General features: G+C 73.0%; 21 protein-coding genes. 10 read left to right on the forward strand and 11 right to left on the reverse strand.

Annotated features, from left to right (window positions below; all coding sequences use genetic code 11):
* Positions 1–178: 178 nt before the first annotated feature.
* Both AC2RP6_RS04115 and AC2RP6_RS04120 read left to right on the forward strand, forming a co-directional pair.
* Positions 179–913: an HNH endonuclease family protein gene (locus AC2RP6_RS04115; RefSeq protein WP_486444873.1), complete on the forward strand. Its 735-nt coding sequence runs from the start codon at positions 179–181 to the stop codon at positions 911–913.
* On the forward strand, positions 910–1188 hold the full coding sequence (locus AC2RP6_RS04120; RefSeq protein WP_486444874.1) for a hypothetical protein: 279 nt from the start codon (positions 910–912) through the stop codon (positions 1186–1188). The genes AC2RP6_RS04115 and AC2RP6_RS04120 overlap by 4 nt, the downstream gene beginning before the upstream one ends.
* A 28-nt stretch (positions 1189–1216) precedes the next feature.
* Here the strand turns inward: AC2RP6_RS04120 and AC2RP6_RS04125 are convergent, their stop codons facing one another.
* The 7 genes from AC2RP6_RS04125 to AC2RP6_RS04155 all read right to left on the reverse strand — a co-directional run bounded on the left by AC2RP6_RS04125 (position 1217) and on the right by AC2RP6_RS04155 (position 9844).
* Complete coding sequence (locus tag AC2RP6_RS04125) at positions 1217–1963, reverse strand: lytic polysaccharide monooxygenase auxiliary activity family 9 protein (protein ID WP_486444875.1); 747 nt, start codon at positions 1961–1963, stop codon at positions 1217–1219.
* 114 nt (positions 1964–2077) lie between these two features.
* A complete protein-coding gene (locus tag AC2RP6_RS04130) occupies positions 2078–3415 on the reverse strand; it encodes a fibronectin type III domain-containing protein (protein WP_486444876.1) in 1338 nt (445 codons plus the stop codon).
* 246 nt (positions 3416–3661) lie between these two features.
* Positions 3662–4297 carry a YncE family protein gene (locus tag AC2RP6_RS04135; RefSeq protein ID WP_486444877.1) on the reverse strand — a complete coding sequence of 212 codons (636 nt, stop codon included), beginning with the start codon at positions 4295–4297 and terminating at the stop codon, positions 3662–3664.
* A 769-nt stretch (positions 4298–5066) separates the two neighbouring features.
* The gene (locus tag AC2RP6_RS04140) at positions 5067–5600 is read right to left on the reverse strand and encodes a GNAT family N-acetyltransferase (RefSeq protein WP_486444878.1); all 534 of its coding nucleotides are present in this window, start codon (positions 5598–5600) and stop codon (positions 5067–5069) included.
* A 102-nt stretch (positions 5601–5702) separates the two neighbouring features.
* The gene (locus AC2RP6_RS04145) at positions 5703–6863 is read right to left on the reverse strand and encodes an alpha/beta hydrolase family protein (protein WP_486444879.1); all 1161 of its coding nucleotides are present in this window, start codon (positions 6861–6863) and stop codon (positions 5703–5705) included.
* A gap of 630 nt (positions 6864–7493) precedes the next feature.
* Complete coding sequence (locus tag AC2RP6_RS04150; RefSeq protein ID WP_486444880.1) at positions 7494–8507, reverse strand: hemolysin family protein; 1014 nt, start codon at positions 8505–8507, stop codon at positions 7494–7496.
* The gene (locus AC2RP6_RS04155) at positions 8504–9844 is read right to left on the reverse strand and encodes a hemolysin family protein (RefSeq protein WP_486444881.1); all 1341 of its coding nucleotides are present in this window, start codon (positions 9842–9844) and stop codon (positions 8504–8506) included. Before AC2RP6_RS04155 ends, AC2RP6_RS04150 begins: the two co-directional genes overlap by 4 nt.
* 310 nt (positions 9845–10154) lie before the next feature.
* On the opposite strand from AC2RP6_RS04155, the gene AC2RP6_RS04160 reads away from it, so the two are divergent.
* The 6 genes from AC2RP6_RS04160 to AC2RP6_RS04185 all read left to right on the forward strand — a co-directional run bounded on the left by AC2RP6_RS04160 (position 10155) and on the right by AC2RP6_RS04185 (position 14473).
* A complete protein-coding gene (locus tag AC2RP6_RS04160) occupies positions 10155–10667 on the forward strand; it encodes a TspO/MBR family protein (protein ID WP_486444882.1) in 513 nt (170 codons plus the stop codon).
* A 57-nt stretch (positions 10668–10724) separates the two neighbouring features.
* Positions 10725–11102 (forward strand): hypothetical protein, encoded by a 378-nt coding sequence (locus AC2RP6_RS04165; protein WP_486444883.1) that lies wholly within the window; start codon positions 10725–10727, stop codon positions 11100–11102.
* A gap of 208 nt (positions 11103–11310) precedes the next feature.
* A complete protein-coding gene (locus AC2RP6_RS04170) occupies positions 11311–12084 on the forward strand; it encodes a VOC family protein (RefSeq protein WP_486450220.1) in 774 nt (257 codons plus the stop codon).
* 105 nt (positions 12085–12189) lie between these two features.
* Positions 12190–12378, forward strand: a complete 189-nt coding sequence (locus tag AC2RP6_RS04175) for a DUF6381 family protein (RefSeq protein WP_486444884.1) — start codon at positions 12190–12192, stop codon at positions 12376–12378.
* 199 nt (positions 12379–12577) lie between these two features.
* A complete protein-coding gene (locus AC2RP6_RS04180) occupies positions 12578–13156 on the forward strand; it encodes a TIGR03086 family metal-binding protein (protein ID WP_486444885.1) in 579 nt (192 codons plus the stop codon).
* 234 nt (positions 13157–13390) lie between these two features.
* Entirely contained in the window at positions 13391–14473 is a 1083-nt protein-coding gene (locus tag AC2RP6_RS04185; protein ID WP_486444344.1) for an IS630 family transposase, read from the forward strand.
* Here the strand turns inward: AC2RP6_RS04185 and AC2RP6_RS04190 are convergent.
* Positions 14470–15810 carry a M64 family metallopeptidase gene (locus AC2RP6_RS04190; protein WP_486450221.1) on the reverse strand — a complete coding sequence of 447 codons (1341 nt, stop codon included), beginning with the start codon at positions 15808–15810 and terminating at the stop codon, positions 14470–14472. The two genes, AC2RP6_RS04185 and AC2RP6_RS04190, sit on opposite strands and share 4 nt — an antisense overlap.
* A gap of 242 nt (positions 15811–16052) precedes the next feature.
* On the opposite strand from AC2RP6_RS04190, the gene AC2RP6_RS04195 reads away from it, so the two are divergent.
* Positions 16053–17429, forward strand: coding sequence for a helix-turn-helix domain-containing protein (locus AC2RP6_RS04195; protein WP_486444886.1), 1377 nt, complete (start codon positions 16053–16055; stop codon positions 17427–17429).
* Here AC2RP6_RS04195 and AC2RP6_RS04200 read toward each other — a convergent pair.
* The 3 genes from AC2RP6_RS04200 to AC2RP6_RS04210 all read right to left on the reverse strand — a co-directional run bounded on the left by AC2RP6_RS04200 (position 17392) and on the right by AC2RP6_RS04210 (position 19930).
* Positions 17392–18915: an MFS transporter gene (locus tag AC2RP6_RS04200; protein ID WP_486444887.1), complete on the reverse strand. Its 1524-nt coding sequence runs from the start codon at positions 18913–18915 to the stop codon at positions 17392–17394. The two genes, AC2RP6_RS04195 and AC2RP6_RS04200, sit on opposite strands and share 38 nt — an antisense overlap.
* Before the next feature lie 37 nt (positions 18916–18952).
* Positions 18953–19558, reverse strand: a complete 606-nt coding sequence (locus AC2RP6_RS04205) for a TetR/AcrR family transcriptional regulator (protein ID WP_486444888.1) — start codon at positions 19556–19558, stop codon at positions 18953–18955.
* Positions 19559–19684: 126 nt separating this feature from the next.
* Positions 19685–19930 (reverse strand): DUF6158 family protein, encoded by a 246-nt coding sequence (locus tag AC2RP6_RS04210; RefSeq protein WP_366679452.1) that lies wholly within the window; start codon positions 19928–19930, stop codon positions 19685–19687.
* Between the two features lie 133 nt (positions 19931–20063).
* Between AC2RP6_RS04210 and AC2RP6_RS04215 the strand changes: the two genes are divergently transcribed.
* On the forward strand, positions 20064–20666 hold the full coding sequence (locus AC2RP6_RS04215) for a TetR/AcrR family transcriptional regulator (protein ID WP_486444889.1): 603 nt from the start codon (positions 20064–20066) through the stop codon (positions 20664–20666).
* The last annotated feature ends 18 nt before the right edge of the window (positions 20667–20684 follow it).

A 20684-nucleotide genomic window follows, 5' to 3' on the forward strand; every position in this document is an offset into this window, starting at 1 on the left:
CGTACCTGTTGCGCGCAGCCCTGACAGGGGGGACCAAACCCCCCTGAGCTGCGGTATGTCGGGAGACTAGCGAGAGCCACTGACAACGCCCGCCGGAGGGGGCTCCATAAGTTGAATGTCCGGTTCTGGGTAGGCTCCCCCGGACAGTGGCGGAGCGGTTCGGGCTCGGGGTGGGGTTATGGGACGTCAGATACGTGTACCGGGTGCGCTGCTGGCCGCCCTGTTGCTGGCGGGCGGGGCCGGGTGCTCGGGCCCCGCCGGTACGGACGCGCCGGGCGGCGGGGACCCGAAGCCGTCGGACTCCCGGGCCGCGCCGCCGGCCGGGGGCCCCGGGGGTGGTGGGCCGGTCGGCGGGGACGTGCTGCCGGGCATGGTCACCACCGCCGTGGCGCGTACCCAGCTGGCCGCGCTCAAGGTGGCTCCGGCGGGCACGATGGCCGGCTACAGCCGGGCCAGGTTCACGCACTGGGCGGAGCAGGGCGACAAGTGCGACACCCGCGAGACCGTCCTGGAGCGCGACGGCACCGGGGTGAAGCGGGACGGCGAGTGCCGGGCGGTGTCCGGAACGTGGAAGAGCCTGTACGACGGCGTGACCGTCACCGACGCGGGCAAGCTGGACATCGACCACGTCGTGCCCCTCGCCGAGGGCTGGCGCTCCGGGGCGTCCGGCTGGGACGCCGCCCGCCGCAAGGCCTTCGCCAACGACCTGACCCGTCCGCAGCTGCTGGCGGTCACCGCGGCCTCCAACCGGTCCAAGGGCGACCAGAGCCCCGACCTGTGGCAGCCGCCGGACCGTTCGAGCTGGTGCCAGTACGGACGGGCCTGGACCACCGTAAAAGCGACGTACGAGCTGACCGTCACCGAACCGGAGAAGAAGATGCTGACCAGGATGCTGGACACCTGCGCCTCATGAGCGGGGCGGAGCGGTGGCAGGACGAGGTGCTCGCCGGGCCGGGCGGCGCGATGACCGACGAGGTCGGCGTCATCACCGGCCCGCTGACCGTGCGCACCACCGTGACCGGCGGCGGGCTGGTCCGCTTCGACGTCCAGTACGAGGACGCCGACGAGTGGTACACCCTCACGGGCAGCCCCCGTCCCCACCGGGGGGCCCCGGCCGCCCTGCACGCCGCGGCGGTGGCCGCGGTCCGTGCGGGCGGCGGGGCCGTGGCGCCCGGCGGCCCCGCCTGAGGGTCCGGCGGGGTCTGCCGGCGCCCGTCTACTTGAAGGTGACGTCCGAGCAGGAGTAGAAGGCCTCCTCGCTCTGGAAGGAGCCGTCGGGCCGCTTCAGCCCGTGCCAGATCGTGTAGATCAGGTGCTTGCCCTTCTTCTCGGGGAGCACCGTCTTGAAGGCGAACGCCTTCGCGCCGAGGAAGCCCGAGGGCGCCGCCGTGGCCGCGGTGTTGTCGGCGCTGAGGAAGGGGGTGTCCTCCAGGTCGGTCCACTTGAGCGGCTTCTTCGGGTCGTAGCCGTCCTTGGTGACGTACATCTCCATGCGGTACGGGTTGTGCAGCGCGCTGATGTCGTAGCGGATGTCGTACTCGGCGCCGCCGGGCAGGGTCGTCGAGGGGAAGTCGTCGCGGGCCAGGTCCAGGCCCGAGAACTGTGCGTTGCCCGCGCTGCACAGCTTGCCGTCGGGGATCCGGGCGCGGTGCTGCGGGGAGGAGGTCGGGGTGCTGTGGTCGATGGCGCGGCCCTGGACGACCGACTTCCAGTCGCCGGGGATGCCGGGGCTCTGGGCGAGGGCCAGGCGGCAGGCCTCGCTGGCCTTCGGGTTCTTGGTGCAGGCCACGCTGCGGCTCACCGGGTCGGCGGTGGAACCGTGCGCGGAGGCGGGCGGGGAGCCGAGGGTGGTCACGGCGAGGGGCAGGGCCACCAGCGCGGTGACGCGCAGGAAGGCGGTGCGGCGGGCCGGGCGCCGGGCCGGCTCGGAGGTGGTCGCGGGGGCGGGGCGGGTGGTGGTCATGAGGGGACGCTCCGGGTCGTGGGGTCGGTCGTGCGCGGGGGCGACGGGCGGCGGTCAGCCGGCCGTCTTGTCGGTCGGCCGGCCGTCTGCAGGGACGGTCGGCCGTCTTCGCGGTCAGCCGGCCGTCTTCACGGTCAACTCGCGGGAGAACGTGCCCCACGTGCCGTCGCCGAGCCGCGCCCGGATCTTCACGGTGTACGTCGAGCCGGGGTGGGCGCCGACGAGCACCTCGCGCGAGCCCCTCGTCGTCGGCACGGGCAGCACCGGGTCGCCGGTGCCCCACATGAAGGTCTGGGCGGCCCTGCCGTTCAGGTGGACCTGGTAGGTGGTGATCTGGCCGACGCCCTGCGGGACGGACCAGGTGAGGTTCAGGTAGTGCTGGGTGACCGCGCCGTCCTGCTTGGTGGCGGTGGTGACGGCGAAGTCGCCCGGGGCGGCGGCGCCGCCGTTGCCGTCGGGGGCCGCGGGGGTCGTCACCTGTGCCTCGCGGGTCGGGTCGGACTCCTTGCCGGAGGCGTCGACGGCGGTGACCTTGAAGCGGTGGGCGGTGCTCGCGGTCAGGCCGGAGACGGTGGCCGTGGTGGCCTTGGCGTCCGCTTCCTGGACCTTCGTGCCGTTGCGGTAGATCCGGTAGCCGGTGACGGCGACGTCGTCGGTCGCCGCGCGCCAGCGCAGGGCGGCCTGGTACGGGCCGGAGGCGGTCGCCTCCAGGTCGGCCGGGATGACGGGCTTCGCCTTGTCCTGGCCGGGCGCGGCGAGCGTGGTGAGCACGATGTCCTTGCTGAAGCCGGTGGTGCGGCCGTCGGCGCGGACCGCGCGGACCTTGAACGCGTACCGGGTGGCGGGGGCCAGCCGCTCGACGTCCGTCATCGTGTCCTTGACGCTCTTGACCTGCTTGCCGTCCTGGAACACCTCGTAGCGCACGACCTCGGCCCCACCGGCGGGAGGCTTCCACATCAGGTGGACGGCGGTGTGGTCCTTGACGAAGGATCCGCCGTCGGCCGGGACGGCCGTGTTGGTGCCGGTGTCGCTGCCGTTGCCCGCGCCGCCGTTCACCTTGCATCCGGTGATCCGGGGGACGCCCTTGCCGGCGGGGTTGATCCCGACCTTGACGGCCCGGTCGCCCCGGGCGGCCACGTCGGCGCGGTCGGCGACCGGCCTGACGGTGACGTGCTTGCCGGTCTGGCGGATTTCGTAGGCCCAGGGGTTGTCGAGGGTGACCTGCCCCTGCGACACGTCGAACTCGGCGGTCCAGTCCCGTACGGGCCGGTCCCCCTTGTTGGCCAGGGTGACCTCGCCGGTCGCCCACCACACGGTGGCCCCGTCCGCGACGCGGCAGGCGGCACCGAGGCCGTTCTCCTCCTCTCCCGCGTTGGCGGCCACGGGGACGACGACGGAGCCGACCCCGACGACCACGGCCGCACAGGCCAGGGCAATGCGCTTTCGGGACATCAGAAACCTCTGGGTAGAGCCGATCCGCCGGCGCGGCGGCGGCATCGGAAGTGCCTTGGTCAACACCCGTGACACTAAGGGTCGTTCGCCGGCCGAACGGGCCTCCGAGGGGCTGCGGGCCCACTGTTATCCGTCCCTTAAGGTCCGGATAGGACGCCCTTGATCCCTTTCCCGTGTCCTACGACGCTGCGGACAACCGGGGTCACTCTCCGTCGGCGGGACGGGGACCCTGCCGGCCTGGCGGGGTCAGAGCACGGCGATGCCCAGGGGGCGGGTGCCCGCGGGCAGACGGCGGGTGGTGCCCGTGTCGAGGTCGACGACCGTGATGCCGTTCCAGTGGCCGTCCCGGGTGTGGCCCCCGGTGACGTACGCGGTCCGGCCGTCCCGGGAGACGGCGACGTCCTCGTGCGGGCCCTCCAGCGGGTGGACCCGCTCGGTGCCGTCCGGGGAGCGGACCGTCAGCGACGGCCCTCTCCCGTCGCCCGGCCGGACGGCTCCCGTGCCGACCACCAGGAGCCGGCCGTCGGCGGTGAGCGCGGCCCCGTGCTGGTGGGTGTCGGCGGTCATCGGCTCGACGGTGGTGCCTCCGGTGCGCGGGTCGACCACCGCGAGCCGTTCGCCCTCGAAGGGCAGCAGCAGCTTCCCGTCGGACGGGCGCACGGCCGCGTAGTGCGGCTTCAGCCAGGAGCCGAGGCCGCCCCCGGTGCCGTACGGGGCCACCTCGATGCGGCGGGTGCTCAGCGGTCCGGCCGCCACCACGGTGACGTCGAAGGAGTCGTGCCCGGTGACGTAGACCTCGGCGCCGTCGCGCGACACGTCCACGTCGAAGGGCCGCCTGCCCACCGGTACGACGGCGGTGACTTCGCGGGTCGCCGTGTCCATGACCTCCAGCACGCCCTTGGTTCCGGGGACGTTGACGCCGACGTACGCGCGGGCGCCGGCGACAGCGCGATGCCCATGCCGCCGCCCCGGTACTCGCCGTCGGTGACCGGACCGGTGGCGGTGCGGTACGGGACGCGGGCCAGGCGTACGCGGGTACGGGTGTCGACGACGGCGACGCCCTCGGCGGTGGCCACCCACGCGCGGCCGTCCGCGCCGACGGCGAGGCCGTACGGGGCCGGCCCACGGTGACGGAGGCGACGGCGCCGCGTTCCGGGTCGACGAAGGTGACGGTGTCACCGCCGGAGTCGGCCGTCAGCAGGAGGCCCCGCGGGGTCGGCGTGCCGGCCGGCAGCGGCTCGGCGGCGGAGGGGCCGGGCCGGGCGGGGACGGGACCGGGCCCGGCGGGGACGGCGTCGCACCCTGCGTGCAACCCGTGAGGAGGGCCACGGCGGCGACCGCCACGAGTGCGGCGCGGCCACGGGGGCGCGGTGGCCTGCGGTTCACCGGTCCTCCCCGTGCCGTCCCCCGGCCGGCCGCAGCGTGCGGGCCGTGCCCTCGAAGCCGCGGCGGGCGGCGTGCGCGTTCATGGTGTCCCTCTCGGCTCCGGGACGGGGAGGGCCCGGTACGCCCTCCCGCTCCCCCGGTCCATGCTCGCGGCGTCGCGGCCCGCTGCCGGTCCGCCCGGTGGCGGGAGCGCGGGAGCGGTCCGGACGACCCCCGGGTCGTCCGATCGGCTGATGCGGGCCGCCCGGGCGCGCTGCGGGTCCGGTCAGGCCTCGTACTCGGAGAGGTCGATGCCGTGGACCTGCACGGCGTGCCCGTACCGGGGGTCGGTGATCTCGCGTTCGCTCACCATGTCCAGCTTGCGGGCCACGCTCTCGGAAGCGGTGTCGCCGAGCCGGTGGACCGCGACGACGCGGTCCAGGCCGCGGTCCTGGAGGGCGAACTCCAAGGTGGCGTGGGCCGCTTCGGAGGCATAGCCCTGACCCCAGAACGGCCGGCCGAGCAGCCAGCTGATCTGTACGTCGGCCCGCGCGCCCGGCAGGTCCTCCAGGACCGAGAGGCCGACGGCCCCGATGAGCTCGCCGGAGCCGAGGAGTTCGACGGCGAAGAGGCCGAAGCCCTCCTCGTCCCACTCCTCCTCCCAGCGCTCGATCGCCCCGGCGGTCTCGTCGAGTCCGAGGGTCGAGCCGTCGCCGACCCAGCGCATCACGTCGGGGTCGGCGTGGATCTCGGAGAGGGGGACGAGGTCGTCGTCGGTCCAGAGGCGGAGGAGGAGTCGGGGGGTGCGGATCTCGGTCATGCCCCCATCCTGCCGAAACTCACCGGACCAGCGGTAATCGGCCGCCGGTGCGCCGGTCGGGTGCCGTGCACCCGCGGGCGTGGGGAGGTGCGGGGAGTCGGCCTACGGGGTGTGGAAGCGGACTTCCGGGGCGTCGGCGGAGGGGCCGTCCAGGACGGGCCGGGGCTCCCCGCGCAGGTGCCGGTCGAGGAAGGCGCCGACGTAGCGGCGGGTCAGTTCCACGGAGCGGGCGCCGGGCAGCGGGGCCTCCGGGTCGTCCAGGCCCAACTGCTCGCCGATGGCGGGGAAGTCGCTGAAGGTGAAGTGGCCGGAGCCGTCGAAGGTGATCCAGCGCTTCCAGCCGTCGAGCAGCGGCCAGTCGCGGTCCCAGCTCGCGTTGCCGCCGGGGCCCCGCTCCTGGGCGCCGAGGAGCAGGAACGGGCGGCCGCCGAGTCCGGTAGCGGGTACGGGCGTGGCGTTGCCGCCGTCCATGTTCACCCCGGCCCGGATCCTGGGGTCGGACTGCATCGCGGCGATCGCGGAGGCGCCACCGATGGAGTGGCCGGCCATCGCGATGCGGCCCGGGTCGATCAGACCGGCGTGGCGCCAGGCGGGACGGGGTCCGGTGAGGCGGTCCAGCAGGAAGGACACGTCGCGGGCGCGGTTGTCGCTGACCGCGCGCATTCCGGTCTCCTGGGCCTTGTCGCAGGCCAGGCAGGTGAACACGCGTCCGCCGGGGAAGGCGGTACCCACGCTTTCGTAGGCGTGGTCGACCGCGGCGACGACGTAGCCGCGGGAGGCGAGGTCCTCGGCGAGCGCCGTGAGGGTGGCGCGGTGGACGGTGAAGCCCGGGGAGAGGACGACCAGCGGGTGGCGGCCGGCGACGGGACGGGCGCCGGTCCGGGAGGCGCTCCCGGTGCCGGCCAGGGTCCCGACGGGCACGGCCTGGTCCAGCCCGCGGTCGACGAGGAGCAGCCGGGCCTCTTCGCGGGTCAGGTAGCGCGCGGGGCTGCCGGTGTCGCGCCGGGCCGGGTAGCGCAGAGTGACCATGAGTTCGCGCGGTCCGGAGCCGGCCCAGGGATCGGTCCGGCTGCGGTCGACCAGGTGCAGGTCTTCCCGGCCGACGGCGAAGCGGCCGGTGGGGCGCGGGAGTTCGACCGCGGTGCGGCTGCGCTCGGCCGTGGCCGGGGTGTCCGCCGCGGCGGCGGTGCCGGCGGCGGCGAGCGGGAGCGGCAGGAGCAGGGCGAGTAAAACGGCGGCTGCGGCGGTTCGGCGTCGAGTCATGGCACGACGCTATGCAGCGCGGCGGGGGCCGGTCGTCACCTTGCCGGCTGATCCGGGCGTACCCCTCGGGGAGGGCTCGGCGCCACGTGTCACTCCGAAGTATCCCCCTGCGCCTTGCCCGCGGAGACGCCATGTAAGGCGCCGTCGTCCCAGAACGCGAAGTCCGCACACGCACCGGCCTCGCCGGCCTCTGCCGGGCGGCGAACCGTTCGGTGACGAACGTGCCGCGCTGCCGGACGACGGGACCGAGCGTCGTATCACGCTGAAGACCGGCACCGGGCCGTACGACTGACGGACGCGCCGGCATGTGGCGGGCCCCCGGCGTCGGGAGGGAACGCGGCCCGCGCGACGGCGCCCGGTAGCGGACCGGGGAGGGTAGGGAGTTCCCAGGCGTCACGGACGGTGTGCCGCAGGTGTCGGTGAGCGCCAGGTGGTACCGCCGCCGCAAGGGACACCTCGCGTTGCTGAGCCGTCCAGTTCAGGGAATGAGGCCTCCGCGCCCGGCGCGGTCGTAGAGGCGCTGATGCCACTCGTTCGCGCCGGACGCGGGCTCCTTTCAACGCGTGCCGCGCAGGTCCTCCGTCTCCCCGGACCCGGCGGGCCCCGTCCGGCTGCCGTCGGCGCCTCCGGTCAGGCGGCTTCGCCGACGAGTTCTTCGAGGACGTCCTCCATGGTCACGAATCCCCTGACGGCCCCGGTGTCGTCGGTGACGGCCGCGAGGTGGGTTCCGGCGTCGCGCATGGCGTCCATCGTGTCGTCCAGCGGCGTGTCCTGGCCGATCCGGGTGACGGTGTGCAGGGAGGCACGGGGGAACGGGGCCGTGCGGTCGGCGGCACCCAGGGCGTCCTTGATGTGCAGGAAGCCCATGATGTCGCCGTGCGCGCCGGTGACGACCAGGCGGGAGAAGCCGTGGTCGGCCGCGGTGCGTTCCAGACCGCGGGGGGTGATGCCGTGGGCGACGGTGACGAATTCCTCCCGCGGGATCATGATCTCCCCCACGGGCCGTTTGCCGAGGGCCAGTGCGTCCCGCAGTCGTTCGCCGTCCTCGGGGGCGAGGAGCCCGGCGGCGCTGGAGTCCTTGACCAGCCGGGCGAGTTCGTCGTCGGTGAAGACGGCGCCGACCTCGTCCTTCGGCTCCACCTTCAGTACCCGCAGCAGGGTGTTGGCGAAGGCGTTGATGCCGAAGACGAACGGCCGCAGGGCGCGGGTGAGGGCGACCAGGGGCGGTCCCAGCAGCAGGGCCGTCGGGGCCGGGGCGGCGAGGGCGATGTTCTTGGGGACCATCTCGCCGATCAGCATGTGCAGGTAGGTCGCCGCGGTGAGGGCGATGACGAACGCGATGGGGTGGATCAGGGCCTCGGGTACGCCCACGGCCGCGAAGGGCGGCTCCAGCAGGTGGGCGATGGCCGGCTCGGCGACCGCGCCGAGGACGAGGGAGGAGACGGTGATACCGAGCTGGGCGGTGGCCATCATCGCGGAGAGGTGTTCCAGCGCCCACAGGGTGGTTCTCGCCCGCCGGCTTCCCTTGAGGGCGGCCGGTTCGATCTGGCTGCGCCGGACGGAGATCAGGGCGAATTCGGCGCCGACGAAGAAGGCGTTGGTGATCAGGGTGAAGGCGCCGACCAGCAGCTGGATGGCGGTCATCGGTCCTCCTCCCCGGAGGCGGTGCGGGCGTCGGCCGGTGCCGGTGCGGTGACGGTGACCCGGTCGGCGCGGTGGTGGTCTATGTCGAGGACGGTCAGTTCCCAGCCGTCCACGGTGACGGTGTCACCGGCGACGGGGATGCGCTCCAGGCGGGTGGCGATCAGGCCGGCCAGGGTCTCGTAGGGGCCTTCGGGGACGGCGAAGCCGATGGCGTCGAGTTCGTCGAGGCGGATGCCGCCGTCCGCCTCCCAGACCTCGCGCCCGTCCTGGTCGGGGGCTTCGATCAGGTCGGGGACCTCGACCGGGTCGTGCTCGTCGCGGACCGGGCCCACGACCTCCTCGACGATGTCCTCGACCGTCACCACGCCGGCGGTGCCGCCGTACTCGTCGATGACCACGGCCATGGTGCGGGCCTTGCGCAGGCGCGACAACAGGGTGTCGACGGGCAGGGAGTGCGGGACGAGCAGGGCGGTGGTCATCAGCTCGGACACCCGCGTCCTGGCCCGGTGGTCCTCGTCGAGGTCGAGGACGTCGCGGATGTGGACCGTGCCCACGACCTCGTCCAGGCTGTCGCGGTAGACGGGGAAGCGGGACAGTCCGGTCGCGAGCGTGAGGTTCGCCGCGTCGGCAGCGGTGGCGTGCAGCTCCAGGGCCTGGACGTCGATGCGCGGGACCATCACGTTCTCCGCGGTCAGCTCGGCCAGGTGCAGGGTGCGTACGAACAGCTCGGCCGAGTCCGCCTCGATCGCGCCCTCGCGGGCGGAGTGCCGGGCCAGGGCCACCAGTTCCTCCGGTGTCCGGGCGGAGGCCAGTTCCTCGGCGGGCTCCAGACCGAAACGGCGCACGAGACGGTTCGCGGTGTTGTTCAGGTGGCGGATCAGCGGGGCGAAGGCGGCGGTGAAGGCGCGCTGAGGTCCGGCCACCACCTTGGCCACGGCCAGCGGACGGGAGATCGCCCAGTTCTTCGGGACCAGCTCACCGACCACCATCAGCACGACGGTCGACAGGACGACGCCCAGCAGGGTCGCGACGGTCGACACGGCACCGGCGGGCAGGCCGGCGGCCTCCAGCGGGCCGCGCAGCAGCGCGGAGACCGACGGCTCGGCGAGCATGCCGATCACCAGGGAGGTGACGGTGATGCCCAGCTGTGCGCCGGACAGCTGGAAGGTGAGCCGCTTGGCGGCCTTGAGGGCGCTTCCCGCGCCCCGCTCACCGGCCGCGGTGGCGCGTTCGAGTTCGCTGCGCTCGACGGTGGTGAGGGAGAACTCGGCGGCGACGAACACCGCGCACGCGAGGGTGAGGGCGAGTGCGAGGAACAGCAGGAGGACTTCGGTCACCGTGCCACCCCCGTTCCCGGCTCGATGTGCTGCGGGCGGGTCGTGGCACGGCATGGACTGGGAGGTTCACCCATTGCGGGTCGTGCGCTCCATTCGTTCTTCGGCGGACCTGCGCGGTCCGGGGCCAGGTGTGGTCACGGACAGTATCCGGGAACCGATGGTAAAGGGCAAGTAAAGCAGGGGGTGCGCCGCCGCGCGGCCCGGGACCGGGCCGGGCGGCCGCCGGATGCATCCGGCGGCCGTCTGAGAGACGAAGGAGAGGGCAGACACCAGGCATGGTCCATGGATCCGAGTCCACCAGGAGCAGGTTGTGGCAACTTCAGTGACGCCCCCGGTGCGCCGGCACGGGGCGAGGAACCTCTGGGCCCTTCTGCTCTTCCTCGCCGCGAGTTACGGGGTCGCAGCGCTCGGCGCCTTGGCCTCCGCCGATGCGGGCACGGTCTACGAGGCCCTGGACCGGCCCGCGTGGGCTCCTCCCGCCTGGCTCTTCGGGCCCGTCTGGACCGTCCTCTACGCCACGATCGGCATCGCCGCCTGGCTGGTCTGGCGCCGCTCCGACCAGGACCGCGTCCGCGTCCGAACGGCACTCGTCTGGTGGTCCGTCCAGCTCGCGCTCAACCTCGCCTGGACCCCCCTGTTCTTCGCAGCCCGCCAGTACGGCCTCGCGCTGTTGGACATCCTGCTTCTGCTGGCCGCAGTCGGGACGACCGTCGTCCTCTTCCTGCGGCTCAGCCGACCTGCGGCGCTCCTCCTCGTCCCCTACTTCCTGTGGGTCGCCTTCGCGAGCGCCCTCAACGCGTCCATCTGGTACCTCAACCCCTGAGCCCCGCACCGCCCCGGCCTGCTGGCCGGCGCCGGATCCATGGGAGATGCTGCACGCGTGATCGAACGAGAGATCGCAGTGCGCATCGTTGAGGAAGAGCTGGCGCGCCGCAACCAGCCGTGGGCGGCCCAGGGCGTGACCCAGCTCGGCACAACGGTGCTGGGCGTCACGGAGCACGAGCTGGTCTGGAAGGTGTACTGGCAGTCCGAGGAATACGCCCGCACCCGCGACCCCGCAGGACTGCCGGTGCTGTCTCCGGGGCAAGCCCTCGAGTACGTGCGCGCCCTGCTGCACGCCAACGCCCCGGACCACCTGGTGACGGTCGCCGTCCAAGAACTCGTCGAGCCCATGAACCCCGTTCTCGCCGTGCAGAGCGTCCGTCGGGAAGGCTCCGCCGATGGGACAGCCCCGCATCGGCTGACGCCACCCGGCTGATGCAGCGGCACCGCGGCCCACCCAATGCCGCGCACGGACCCGACACCGGACCGACACGGAGGGTGATTCTCGGGGTGCGCGGGCGGTCGCCGGCCGCGAAGATCGTCACGAATGGGACCAGAATGGAACGGCGGGGGCCTCAGGGACGGAGCGTGCGGTGGAGATTTCGACACGGGAGGTCTTCGGGGCGCCGTGCTGGGTGAGCCTGATGACGCGCGACCTCGGGGCGGCCCAGGACTTCTACCGTGCGGTGGCCGGGTGGCGGTTCCGGCCGGCCCGCCTCGGGGATGCCTTCTCGGTGGCGTTCCTGGACCGGGTCCCGGTCGCGGGCATCGGGGCGCTGGCCGCTGACCTGGCGGTGGCGGCGGCGTGGACCCCGTACTTCGCCGTCGACGACGCCGACGTGGCGGTGGACCGCATCCGTGAGCGGACGGGCACCATCGCCGTCGGCCCGGTCTCCTTCGAGTCCGGCGGCCGCGCGGCGCTCGTCGCCGACCCTGACGGCGCCGTCTTCGGGATCTGGGAAGGCGATGTCGCCGCGGACTGGCGGGCAGGCAAGGGCCCCCTCCCGGCCTGGCTGGAACTGCGGACCCGCAACGCCTTCGACGCGGCGATGTTCTACGGCGCGGTACTGGAGTGGGCCACCGACCGCCCGGGCTGCTGCGCGGTCTCCTACGAGGAGGACCAGGTCGTCCTGCGGCAGAACGGCGAGCCGGTCGCCCGCCTGAACAGCGGTCCCGTCGAGCTCGCCTCCTACACCCCGCACACCCGGCCGCGCTGGCACGTGCACTTCCGCGTGCCCAGGCTGCGGCCCGCGATCGACGCGGCCGTCATGCGCGGCGGGCGCATGGTCTCGGTCATCTCCTCGAACGCCGCGGAGCGGTGGGTGACGCTCCGCGACCCGGACGGGGCGCTCTTCACCCTCACGACCGAGCTGGGGGCGGATTCCGACGAGGATCTCGCCCGCCCCGTCCTGTACTGAGCGGCCGCGGCAGGATCACCGTGGGTGACGGTTCGAGATGCGGGTCCCCGGCGGTGCTGGTTCGCTGAATCCGCCCGCTCTTCCCCATCAGTGCAAGGAGTGATCATGAGCGTTGCAGGCGAGTCCCGCGGCCGGGTCCAGCAGATGCGCACCAAGGCCAAGGAGCTCAACGAGGCCGCCGAGCGGTCCACCGATCCGGAGGAGCGCCGCCGGCTGCAGGAGAAGGCCCGCCGGCTGCAGGAGCAGAGCGAGCAGGAGAGCCGCATGGACGACCGGGGCATGGACCCGATGTAACCCCCCTCGCCCCCGCGCCACCCCTTGCCGGCCGGTGGCCCGCCGCGACCCCCGTCGCCGCGGGCCACCGGCCGGTTCGGCTGCCTGCCGCGTGCCGTGTGCGTCGTGCGTCGTGCGCCGCGCACGCGGAAAGGGCGGACGGGTGGGGCGGGGGCGTTCTATGGTGACGGTCCGATGCGGGACCCCGGGAGGGCGACGGATGGCTGTCGACGGTTTCAAACTGCTCGCTGACGCGCACGGCTACCTGCTCGCCGCCGTGCGCGGCGTGCCCGACGGGGCGTGGGGGGATCCGACGCCGTGCTCGGAGTGGACGGTGCGTCAGATACTGAACCACGCGCGGCTGGACCAGCAGGCGCTGGTCATGCAGATCACGGGCGTCGCGCCCGCGACCGACCCGTTCGAGCCGGCGGACGCGACGGGCGACGACCCGGTCGCCGAACTGGCCGAGGTGCTGCAGGCGGCCGCGGCGGCGTGGGAGTCGCGGAGGGACGAGGAGAGCGTGCCCACTCCCATGGGACCGATGCCCCCGGACGTCGGTGCCACCGCGGCCGCGCTCGACGCCGGGATCCACGCCTGGGACATCGCCCGGGCCACCGGTCAGGACCTGCCGCTGACCGAGGAGATGGCAGAGGGCCTGGAGGACATCGCGGCGAGGATCGTCGACTTCGTCCGCGACTCCTTCGGCAAGTACGCACCGGCCCTGGTCGTCGCGGAGGGGGCGGGCCGGGCGGAGAAGCTCCTCGCCTTCACCGGCCGGGACCCTGACTGGTCACGCTGACCGGCGCCGGGGCAGCACTCTAGGCCCTGTCGTCAAAGTTGCACCTGGCCCGCGGCGCCCGGCACCGCACCTCGCCGCGTTGTCGGGGCGCCCACGTACGTCCAGTACTCGGGCGCCCCTCCGCCTTGCGATGCACGGCACCGGACACCGCGGGCCTGACCGGCGCCACTTTGACGACAGGACCTAGTGTTCTGAGTCTTGAATTCTGTTTAGATGTAGGCTTTCGGTATGGCGATGGGGCGGCCGAAGGCCGAGTTGGTACTGACCGATGAGGAGCGGGCCGCGCTCGAGGGCTGGGTGCGGCGCCGTTCGACGCCTCAGGCGTGGGCCTTGCGTTGCCGAATCATCCTGGCCTGCGCCGAAGGCGCGACGAACAAGGATGTTGCGGCCCGGGTGGGTTCCACGCCTCAGGCGGTAGGCCGCTGGCGGGCCCGTTTCGTGGAGTACCGGATCGCGGGCCTTGGAGACATGCCGCGTTCGGGCGGGCCCAGGACGGTGACGGACGAGCAGGTCGCCGCTCTCGTCACCAAGACGCTGGAGTCGACGCCGAAGGGTGCGACGCACTGGTCCACGCGGTCGATGGCCAGGGAGACCGGTCTGTCGCAGTCGACGGTGTCGCGCATCTGGCGGGCGTTCGGCCTGCAGCCGCACCTGTCCGAGACGTTCAAGCTGTCCACGGATCCGTACTTCGTCGACAAGGTCCACGATGTCGTCGGCCTGTACCTGGATCCGCCGGAGCGGGCCCTGGTGTTCTGCGTCGACGAGAAGTCGCAGATCCAGGCCCTGGACCGGTCACAGCCGGTGCTGCCCATGATGCCGGCGGTGCCCGAGCGGCGGACGGCCGACTACGTCCGGCACGGCACCACCACCCTCTTCGCCGCACTCGAGGTCGCCACCGGCAAGGTCATCGGATCCCTGCACCGCCGCCACCGAGCCGAGGAGTTCAAGAAGTTCCTGGTCAAGCTCGACAAGGAAGTCCCGGCTGGCCTGGAGGTCCATCTCGTGCTGGACAACTACGCCACCCACAAGACCCCGGACATCAAGAAGTGGCTGCTGGCACACCCCCGCTTCCACCTGCACTTCACACCCACCGGATCGTCCTGGCTGAACCTGGTGGAGCGGTGGTTCGCCGAGCTCACCAACAAGCAGATACGGCGAGGCGTCCACAAGTCCGTCCAGGCCCTCGAGAAGGACATCCGCGACTGGATCGCCACGTGGAACAGCGACCCGAAGCCTTACGTCTGGACCAAGACTGCGGACGAGATCCTTGAACGCCTCGCCAGCTATCTGAACAGAATTCCGGACTCAGAACACTAGAGGCGGACCTTCCACTCCACCGTGGAGCGGAGCGTGCGGGCGGTCTTCGGGTCGCGGACCGACGGCGTGCGGTCCTCCGCCGTCACCGACAGGCGGTGGGTGCGGAGGTCGAAGAGCCGCAGCTCGGCCACGGACACCTGGGTGCGCCCCTCGAACCGCCTGAGTTCCTTCCCGTCCAGGTACCAGCGGACCACGAGCTGCCGGCCGTCCGCTCCGGCGAGTTCCGGTACGGCGACCTTCGCGGTGTGGCGCATCCGCAGGGTCCGGTCCGTGGGAGTGATCGCGGTGGCGATCTTCGCGTGCTGGTGGAAGCCCGCGATCATCGCCTCGACGCCGGGCAGGTTGAAGGGCTTGCCCAGGACCCGCATGAGGGAGTTGTCGGTCGGCCGGTACAGCCCCGTCACGTAGTAGTTGCCGCCCTCGTACGCCCCGACCGTGCCGCCGTCCGGTGACTCCTCGCCGAGCCAGCGGTACCACTTGGCCCGCTGCGCGGCCATCCGGTCGGCCGGCAGGGCTGAGCTGTTGGATTCGCCGGGTTCGGGCCCCGTGTACTCCTCGTAGTCCGGCACGCCGGGGTAGAAGTACTCGTCGGCGAGCTTGCCCAGCGAGTGGCCGGTCTCGTGGATGGCGACCTGGCCGGACTTCGGATGGCCGGCCGAGGCGGTCGATATGCCCTCGTAGCCGAGGGTGGCGCTGGGCTCGTTGTAGCCGGCGCCCCCGTACTTGGCGCTGTTGGCCAGGACGACGACCAGGTCCGCGGCGGGCGCCTTCGCCACGTAGGCGTCGACCTTGGGCTGGTCGATGCAGAGCAGCCGCTCGATGCCGTCGCACCAGAAGAAGGAGCCGAGGGCGGTGTCGCGGACGGTGGCCGGGTCCGGGTCTCCGGAGACGCCCGATGTGCGGGAGACGGCGTCGACCGTCCAGACGTTGAAGAGGCCGCGGTAGGTGGTGTACGGCTCGACCGCCGCCACCTCGGCCCACTTCTGCTCGGCGTCCGCGCGGAACCGGGGCAGTTCGGCGGCGGTGTAGCCGTCGCCGATGATCACGACGTCGAGCCGGTCGGCGGTCGAGCCGTTGTCGATCAGCTTGGTGACCTCGCCGTCCGCCGAACGCTCGGCCTCGGTGAGCCGGCCCGCGCTCTTCGCGGGGCTGCCGGCCGACGGCACCAGGCGGTGTCCGGATCCGGCGTCCCCGCCCACCTCGGGGCCGGGGACCTCCACCTTCACCCGGCTCCCGGCCGGACCCGCCGCGGTCTGCACCGCATCCGCCGCGCCCGCCCCACCAGCTGCCGCGTCCGCCGGGCCGGCGGCCACCAGTGCTGCGGTCGCGCAGACCATGGCGAGCACCGCACGCAGTGCCGGACGCCGGGCCCGGCCGCCGGCCGCACCCCTGAACGCACCTCTGACCGTGCCTCTGACCGTGCCACTGACCGGATCCATGAAGTCCTCCCCCGGGAAAGGAAGTTAAGCGAATGAGTAAACGCACTGAATCGGCTGCTTAAACTAGGCGGCGCACGGGAGGTGCGCAATGGCGGACTCCGGTTGAATACTGGGGAGTTCGAGCAACCAGGGGGGATTCCATGGACGAACCGGGCCAGATCGGCCGCAGGGTCCACCGCATGCGTGTGGAACGCGGCCTGACCCAGAAGCAGTTGGCGCAGCCCTCCTACACCTCTGCCTACGTCTCCACCCTGGAGTCGGGCAAGGTGCGCCCCTCCGAGACCGCGCTGCGCTTCCTCGCGGCCCGCCTGGGCACGTCGTACGAGGAGCTGGCCACCGGCCGGCCGCCCCATCTGGCCACCGAGCTGCGCCTCGCCCTCACCGACGCGCAGCGCACGCTCGCCACCGGCGCGGCCGAGGAGGCCGCCGTGCGCTATCGCGGGCTGCTCGCCGACGCCGAGGAGCTGGGGCTCGTCCCCGAGCAGGCGCAGGCCCGCCTCGGTCTCGGGGAGTGCGCCCTGGAGGCCGGTGAACTGCCCGCCGCCATCGACCACTTCGAGGAGGCGGAACGCCTCATGGCCGACGAGCCGCTACCGCGTCGGGCCCGCCCCGTCCGCGGCCGGGCCGTGGCGCACCTGCTCGCCGGCGAGCTGCGCTACGCCTGCTACCTGCTGGAGTCCGCCATCGACGAGCTGGAGGCGAGCGGGCTGGCCGACCCCGATGCGCTGGTCATGCTGCACGCCGCGGTGATCGGGCCGTACATGGACATGGGCGCCCACGCGCGCGCCGCGCACTCGGCGGAGCTCGCGCTCGCCCTGGCGCCGCGGGTCGGCGATCCGGCGCTGGTGGCGGGCATGCACCGGCAGGTGGCGCGGACCTTCCTGGCCGAGGGGCGGATGGCCGAGGCCGACGCCTCCCTGGCGAAGGCGCAGGCGATCTACGGGCAGCTGCAGCTGAGCACCGATCTGGCGCACTGCCACTGGATGCGCGGCTACGTGCTGGCCCAGAACGGCGAACTCGGCACCGCGGAACGGGAGCTGCGTACGGCCCGGGACATGCTGTCGGCCCGGCGGGCCGGCCTCTACACCGCCCAGGTGGAGGTGGAGCTGGCGGACGTACTGCGCCGGCTGGGCCGGCAGGAGGAGGCCGCGGCGCTGCTCGCCGCGCTGCTGGAGCTGGGCAACAGCCACGGCGCCGTGCACGCGGGCGGCGCGCACCGGCTCCTCGGCCTGATGGCCGAGGAGCGCGGTGAGACGGAGTCGGCCGAGGAGCACTACGTCCAGGCGCTGGCGCTGCTGGAGCGCAGCGGGGCGACGGGCGACCTCGCCGATCTGTGCCGGCTGCTGGGGGACCTGCTGCGGCGTACGGGGCGGGTCGAGGCGGCGATGGACGCGTACCGCACGGGCCTGGGGCACCGGGCGGCGCCGGGCACCACCACGCTGGGCCCGGCGCCCGCGGCCGCGTTCCGGCCCGCCCGGGTCAGTGGTTCTCGGTGGGCCGGAGATCGCGCGGAATGAGCGCCCAGCTGGTGGCCGCCGCGGCGACGGCGAGGCCGCCGGCCAGGAGGAACGTCGGGGTGATGGCGAGGGTGTAGGCGTGCGAGGCGGTGTCGAGCAGTGCCTGGCCCACGGCGCCGCCCAGCCGTTCGGCCAGGTGCGCGGCCTCTCCGACGGAGTCCCGTGCGGCGGCCGCGGTGGGGCCGTCCAGTTCCAGGTCGGGCAGGTTGCCCCGGTAGAGCGCGGCCGCGGTGGAGCCGAGGACGGCGACGCCCATGGCGGAGCCCAGCTCGTAGCAGGTCTCCTCGATGGCGGCGGCGCTGGAGACCTCGGCGGCGGGCGCGGCGGACACCAGCGTCACCGAGGCCACGGTGGTCGCGGTGCCGGCGCCCAGGCCCATCACCGCGAGGGCGGCCGCGAAGGCGGGGTAGCCGAGGTCGGTGAACTGCTGGAGGGTCCACGGCAGTGCCATGCCCGCGGCCAGGACGACGAGTCCGGCGCCCAGCACGTGGCGGATCGCGAAGCGCTGCATCAGCGACGGGGCGACCATCGAGGCGGCGACCAGGGCCAGTGGGGCCGGCAGCAGGCGTAGTCCGGCCTCCAGCGGGGTGTAGCCCTCGCCGTACTGGAACCACTGCGTGACCAGGAAGAGGATCGCCCCCATGCCGACCATGGGGAGGAAGATCGCGGTGGCGGCGACGCTGAAGGCGGGCTTGGCGAACAGCCGTACCTGGAGCAGGGGGTTGTCCAGCCTCGTCTGGCGGCGGACGAAGACGGTGAGCGCGACGGCCGCGACGAGGAGCAGGCTCCAGGGAAGCGGGTCGGCGACACCGCTCTTGCCGAGCTGCTTGATGCCACCCGCGAGGGCGAGCATGCCGACGACGGACTGGGCGACGCCCCACCAGTCCCACCGGCCGTCGCTGCGCGGGGAGCGGGATTCGGGCAGGTAGCGCAGGCCGGCCGCCACGATGACGGCGGCGACGGGCAGGTTGAGGAGGAAGGCGGAGTGCCAGCCGTGGTCCTCGACCAGGAAGCCGCCGACGACCGGCCCCAGGGCCATGCCTCCACCGAAGACGGCCGCCCAGACGGCGAGTGCGAAGGCGCGCTCCTTGGCGTCGGTGAAGACGGTGCGCAGGATCGAGACGGTGGCCGGCATGATGGCCGCGCCGCCGATGCCGAGCAGGGCGCGGGCGGCGATCAGGTGCCAGGCCTCGGTGGCGAACACGGCCATCAGCGAGGCGGCCGAGAAGATGCCGAAGCCCGCCATGAGCAGCCGCTTGCGGCCCCACCGGTCACCGAGCGCGCCCGCGGTGACCAGCAGGCCGGACAGGGCCAGCGCGTAGACGTCGATGATCCACAGCTGCTGTACGGCACCGGGTTGCAGGTCGCCGACGAGCGAGGGGAAGGCCACGTTGAGGATCGTGGTGTCCATGGAGATGAGCAGGAGGCTGCCGGAGAGGATCGCCAGGACGATCCACCTGCGAGGGTCCGGCGTGGGGGTGTGCATGGGTTTCCGTTCGGGGTCTGTGCGCGGTGAGGGCGGATCAGGGTGCGGGGGCGTCGGCGGGGGGCGGCCCGGAGGGCCGCTCGGGGGGCCGCCCGGGGGGCCGCGTCCCGTGGAGGAGGGAGGTCAGGACCAGGTGGCCGATCTGCCGGCGGGCGAGGTGCCCGTCCCGTACGCCTTCGGCGGCGGCGTCGAGGAGTCCCCAGAGGGAGTACCAGATCCAGTACGGCGGGAGGTCGGCGCGCAGCCGCCCCAGTCGCTGGCCGAGGGCGAGGAAGGCGAGGGCCCGCTGGTCCTGCCGGTCCACGCCGGCCCGGAACGCGGGGTCGGCGAGCACGGTGGCGTCGCGTGAGGTGAAGCCGTAGAGGTGGGCGGCGGGCAGGAGCGCGACGACCAGTTCCTCCAGGGCGGTGTCGAAGGCGGCGGGGTCGGCGTTCCGTGCGAGGTCGAGCGGGGCCAGGCAGCCGTCGACCACCTCGATCGCCCGGACGGCGACGGCTTTGAGCAGCGCTTCGCGGGTCGCGTAGCGGCGGCTCAGCGTCGCGCGGCTCGTGCCGATTCCGGCGGCGATCTGCACCATCGAGGCGCTGTGGTCTCCCGCGAGGACGCGGGCGGCGCCGTCGAGCAGTTCTTCTTCCTGCACCATGATGAGCCTCCTTCGCCTCGAACGATACAAGATTGTCTCATTCGAGGCAAAGGAAGCCCACGTACGCCCACCGTCGGAGGCGGTGGGCGTACGTGGATGGTGTCGCGGGTGGGGTCGCGGGTGGGGTCAGTGCTCGCCGTTGGTTCGGGCGCGGGCGCCCGAACGGGTGCGGGAGGCGGTCTGGGCGCGCTGCGGGTGGCGGCGCACGTACTCGTGCTCCAGCTCGTTCATCCTCTTCGTATGGGTGACCAGGGCATCGTCGGACCCGTGCAAGAGGGTCTCGTGGCGCGTGCGGTGGATGGCCTCCAGCTCCTTGAGCAGCCGGCCTTCCTCCAGGTCCTGCGCCGACGGGCCGCCTTCGTGCTCCGTCATGGCACGTGCACCTCCTCCTCGGGCCTCCGCCCACTCCATCATCCTCCGCACCGCTCCACTCGGCCTCGTCAGCCGCCGCGGCCCCGGCCCGAGCGAGTAGACACTGTCTACTCCTGCTGGTAGACAGACCTCCATGGACCAGGAGAGACCCCTTCGGGAACGGCTGATCGACGTCGGCGCGCAGCTCGTCATGAACGGCGGAACCGGCGCCCTCGGTCTGCGGGAGATCGCCCGGGGGGCGGGCGTCTCGCACGGTGCGCCGCGCCGGTACTTCCCCACGCACCACTCCCTGCTGTCGGCGATCGCCCGCCGTGGCTTCGCCGATCTCGGCGAGCGGTTCGCGCAGGTGGCGGCCGGAGCGAAGGGGTCGGCCCCGCGGGAGCGGGTGCGGGCGATCGGCTGCGCGTACGTCGGCTACGCCCTGGAGCACCCCGGGATGTTCGAGCTGATGTTCCGGCACGACCTGCTGGACAGCGAGGGGCAGGACCCGTCGGACGAACCCCGGCTGAGGGAATCCACGCTGCCGCTGTTCGCCCTGCTCGTCGCGCTCGTCGGCCGGTGCGGGGCCATCGAGCCGTCCGTCACCGCCGCCGCTCTGTGGGCCAACCTGCACGGCGTGGCGCAGCTGTGGCGCTGGGGCAGCCTGCCGCTGGTGCTCGGCGAGGACCGGGCCGCCGGGGTCGAACGGCTGGTGGATGCCGCCGTCGACGCGCACCTCGGTGGTGTGCCGGCGTGAGGCAGCGGATCTCCCTGC

The sequence above is a fragment of the Streptomyces sp. WAC03905 genome, assembly GCF_057371075.1.